The organism is Phenylobacterium sp. (assembly GCF_036402295.1).
Lineage (GTDB): Bacteria > Pseudomonadota > Alphaproteobacteria > Caulobacterales > Caulobacteraceae > Phenylobacterium.
The window spans coordinates 1-4,640 of the sequence record NZ_DASWTE010000200.1; the positions used below are offsets into that span (position 1 = coordinate 1).

Sequence of the window (4,640 nt, forward strand, 5' to 3'; positions counted from 1 at the left end):
GCCAGGGCGTCGACCGCCTGGCGCATGACTGCGAGGTTGGCGGTGGTGTCGAGCGTGTAATCGGCGCCGACGCCCGTGATCTCGCGGATGCGGTCCACGACGGGCCCGGCACGGCTGTCCAGGGCATGGTCAGCGCCCAGCTCCAATGCGAGTTCCAGGCGCGCCGAATTGATGTCGACGACGATGATCGGCCCCGCGCCGGCGGCCTCGGCGGCCAGCAGGGCGCTCAACCCGACCGCGCCGGCGCCGAACACCACGAGCGAGCGCCCGGCCTCGACCTTCAGGGCGTTCATCACCGCCCCCGCGCCGGTCATCACCCCGCAGCCCAGAGGGCCCAGGATCTCGAGGGGCGCGTCCTTCGGAACCTTCACCGCATTCCGCTCATGGCAGAGAGCATAGGTCGCGAACGACGACTGGCCGAAGATGTTGGCGTAGATCGTCTCGCCATCCTTCGACAGGCCCGTGCTGCCGTCCGGTCGGACGCCCACGAAGTTCCGCGGGAAGAACTCGTGGCAATAGGTCGGGGCGTGGTCGCGGCACGACGGACAGCCGCCGCACGAGTTGAAGGTCATCACCACATGGTCGCCGGGCGCCACCTTGGTCACGCCCGCGCCGACCCGCTCGACGACCCCGGCCCCCTCGTGGCCCAGGATCACCGGCTGCGGCGTCGGCAGGTCCTGGTCGCGCATGACCATGTCGGTGTGGCAGACGCCGGTGGCGACCACGCGCACCAGCACCTCGCCGGCGCGCGGCGCTTCGATCTCCACCGTCTCCAGGCCGAAGGGGCCCGAGCGGCTGCGGACGACGGCGGCCGTGATCTGCATGGGAAGACGCCTAGAAGGGATAGGGCGTGGCCGCGGTCTTCACCGTGGTCCAGCGCCAGGTGGTGAACTCGTCCAGGTTGGCCGGCCCGCTGATGCGGCTGCCGTTGCCGGACGCGCCCATGCCGCCGAACGGCGAATGCGGCCCGGCCTCGACGGTCTGGTCGTTGATGTGCAGGTGGCCCACGTTCAGCCGCTCCCCCAGCGCCATGCCACGGCCCACCGAGCCGGTGATGATCCCGGCGGACAGGCCGTATTCGCCGCGGCCCGCGAGGTCGGCGGCCTCGGCGTCGTCGTCGAAGGCGGTGACCACCGCCACCGGGCCGAAGATCTCCTCGTCGAACGCCCGCATCCCCGGCTTCACGCCCGTCAGCACGGTCGGCACGTAGAACAGGTCGGTGTAGGTCCCGCCCGCCGCGAGGATCGCGCCGGCGGCCACCGAGTCCTGGACGATCGCGTGGACCCGGTCCCGCTGCGCTGCGCTGATCAGCGGCCCCAGCGCCACCTGGCCGCCGGTCGGATCGCCGACCGGGAGGTGCGAAGCCTTCTCGACCAGGCGCGCGACCAGGCCGTCGTGCAGCGAGCGCTGCACCAGCACCCGACCTGTGGTCATGCAGATCTGCCCCTGGTGCAGCCACGCGCCCCAGGCGGCATTCGAGGCGGCGACGTCCAGGTCGGCGTCGTCCAGCACGATCAGGGCGTTCTTGCCGCCCAGCTCGAGGGCGACCTTCTTCAGGTGCGCGCCGGCCGTCTCGCCCACCCTGCGGCCGGCGGCGGTGGAGCCCGTGAAGGCCACCATGGCGATGTTCGGGTCGCGGCACAGGGCGTCGCCCGCCTCGGCGTCGCCGGGCAGCACGTGCAGCAGGCCGGGCGGCAGGCCGGCTTCCTCGAAGACGCGGGCGATCAGGAAGCCGCCGCTGACGGGCGTGCGCGGGTCGGGCTTCAGCACCACGGCGTTGCCGGCGGCCAGCGCCGGCGCGACGGCGCGGATCGACAGCACCAGCGGGAAGTTGAACGGCGAGATCACCGCCACCACGCCCAGCGGGACCCGCCGGGCCATGCTGAGCCGGCTGTCGGCGGCGGGCAGCAGCAGGCCGTGCGGTTCGGTCGCCATGGCGCCGGCCTGGCGGACGAAGCCCGCGGCGTGCTCCAGCTCCACGGCGGCCTTGGCCCCGACCGACCCCGTCTCGCGGATCATCCATGGCGCCAGCTCGTCCGCGCGGCGCGACAGGATCGCGGCGGCCTCCAGCAATACGGCCTGGCGCGCATCGGCCGACAGCGCGGCCCAGGCCGGCTGGGCCGCCCGCGCCGCCGCGGCGGCGGCGGCCACATCCTCGCGCCCTGCCCGCGCCACCCGCGTCAGCGGCGCGAGCGTCGCGGGCTCGATCACTTCCAGCAGGCCGCCCGAGCCGGCGGCCCAGCCGTTGGAGTACAGCCGGTCGCGCCAGGCGGACTCGTCGAGCAACGGGCCGGTCGAAGGGGTCATGCCGTCCGCCATGGTCAGAACTTCATGCCGAAGCGCACGTAGCCCTCGCGCGGCCGGCTGTAGGTGCCGAACGCCAGGCCGGCCGCGACGTTGACGCCGCCGGTGGTCGTATAGCGTTCGTTGCCGAGGTTGGTGCCGCCCACCGCGACCGACCAGGCGCCGTTGGGCTCCTCGTAGGTGGCGCTGGCGTTGATCAGGTGGACCCCCGGCCGCTTGAGCACGTAGCTGCGCTGGGAGTCGTTCCAGATGCTCGAAACGTAGGTCCAGTCACCGACGACCATCACCTTGCCGCCGCCGGCCACGGTGAACTCGTAGCGAGGGCTGAAGTTGACCTTCCACTCCGGCGTTTTCGGCAGCGGCGCGCCCTTGAACGTCCCCGCCTGGAACGGGTTGGGGCCGCTCACCGCCAGCACGCCGGGCAGCACCGAGGTGTAGCGGGCGTCGAGCCAGCCCACGGACGCGTTGAGCGTGAGCCCCGCCAGCGGCGTCGCGACGGCTTCCAGCTCCGCCCCGTCGATCCGGGCGTTGCCGGCGTTGCGAATGGTGGGCGAAGTGCCCTGCTGGAAGTTCAGCTGGATGCCGTTGTAGTCGGTGGTGAAGACCGCGCCGTTCAACTGCAGCCGTCGATCGAACAGCCGCGTCTTGAAGCCTGCCTCCCAGGTGGTCGCCTTCTCTTCGTCGAAGTCGGGGGCGATGGGCTGGGGGTTGGTCAGGCGCGTGGTCCAGCCCCCGGTCTTGTAGCCCTTGGACCAGCTGCCGAAGACCATGACGTCATCGCTCGGATGGAACTGCACGCCCACCTTCGGCGAGAAGTTGCTGAATTCCTTTCGGTTCACACCCGGGACATAGACCTGCACCGGGTTCGCCGGGTTCGGATAGCCGAGCGCCAGCTGGCAGGGGACCGGGGCCAACGGGAAGGCGCCGCCGGGGCTGATGTTGCCGTTCGCGTCCGAGCAGCCGAAGAGCTTGTAGTTGAGGCCGTTCAGGTCCTGCTGGCCGCCCTCGAAGTCCTTCTTCTCCTTGGTGTATCGCGCACCGACCGTGACGCCGATCAGGTCGCTGATCCGCCAGTCGACCTGGCCGAACACGGCGTAGTTTTCGGTTTCGAGGTCGTTCGGCCCGTCCACCTGCAGCAGGCCTTCGTCGAAAGTGACGTAGTCGTGCAGGCTGCCCTTCTCCTTGAAGTAGTAGCCGCCCAGCACGTAGTTGAGCTTGTCGTCGAAGGCGGAGCCCAGCACCTGGACCTCCTCGCTCACCTGCCACTGCTGCATGTCGAAGCTCAGTTGCAGCACGTTGAGCGGCGAGCCGTCGGCGTCCATCCCGCTGCGCCAGCCGAGGTCGCGGTAGGCGCTGATCGACTTCAGGGTGATGTCGTCGGTGAGGCTATGCTCGACGGTCGCCGCGACACCCCAGTTGTGCATCTTGGAGAAGCTGTTGCCGGTGGCGTAGCTGCGGTCCCGGTCGGCGGAGATGAACCGGCTGTCGAACGGCAGCAGGTCGTTGTTGGGGTTGCCGTCCACGTTCACGCCCGCGAACGAAGGCACGCGCGGGCTGGCGCCGAACTGCGTGCCACGCACGCCGCAGAGCGCCTGGGCGTTGCGCGCGGCGATCTGGGTGGGCGTCGAGCCGATGCAGAAGTTGTAGAGCCCGGCGAAGAGGAAGCCCGTCGTTCCCGTGGGATCGAACGCCGTCCCCGGCAGGTTGGCCGAGCCCGCGAAGTTGCCGGGCACGAATTCGGTCGTCGTGAGCAAGGTGTTGGCCAGGCCGGTGCTGTCCTCACGGGTGTAGTCGCCGGTCACGACCACCTTGGTGGACTCGCCGCTCCACTTGAGCTTGCCGCGCAGGTTCCAGCTGTTCTCGCCGCCTTCGCGCGAGGCCGTGTCGTATCCGGAGGACGGGAAGGCCGTAAATGAGGTGCTGTTCCCCGCCCGCGGATCGCCGAAGGGGATGCGCTTGACGTAGCCCTCGCGGCTCTTGATCCCGTAGGTGATCGAGGCGGCGAGGTTGTCGGCCAGGGGCACGTCGGCGCTGCCGCGGGCCTGCAGCAGGTTGAAGCTGCCCACCGTGACGTCACCCTTGAAGCGGAAGGTGTCGCCCGGGTCTCGGGTGACGATCGAGATCGCGCCGCCGATGGTGTTGCGCCCGAACAGGGTGCCCTGCGGCCCCTTCAGGATCTCGATGCGCTCGACGTCCAGCAGGTCCTGGTTCGCGCCGACGGTGCGGGCGAGGTAGACGCCGTCGACGTAGATGCCGACGCCCGGGTCGATGTTGAAGGCGAAGTCGTCCGAGCCGATGCCGCGGATGAAGGCCGAGAGCACCGCCGGCGACCCGGA

The 4,640-nt window shown here is 70.3% G+C and carries 3 protein-coding genes; all 3 read right to left on the reverse strand.

The window, feature by feature from the left end; genetic code table 11:
- Positions 1–824 (reverse strand): NAD(P)-dependent alcohol dehydrogenase (locus VGD44_RS12625; RefSeq protein ID WP_331087498.1); only part of this gene is annotated, 824 nt, incomplete at its 3' end.
- 10 nt (positions 825–834) lie between these two features.
- The gene (locus VGD44_RS12630) at positions 835–2,307 is read right to left on the reverse strand and encodes a benzaldehyde dehydrogenase (RefSeq protein ID WP_331087500.1); all 1,473 of its coding nucleotides are present in this window, start codon (positions 2,305–2,307) and stop codon (positions 835–837) included.
- Positions 2,308–2,321: 14 nt separating this feature from the next.
- Positions 2,322–4,640 (reverse strand): TonB-dependent receptor (locus VGD44_RS12635; RefSeq protein ID WP_331087503.1); only part of this gene is annotated, 2,319 nt, incomplete at its 5' end.

What these genes read in the sequence shown, in the direction of transcription:
- VGD44_RS12630 (WP_331087500.1), bottom strand. Translation starts at nt 2,307, where the DNA reads ATGACCCCTTCGACCGGCCCGTTGCTCGACGAGTCCGCCTGGCGCGAC.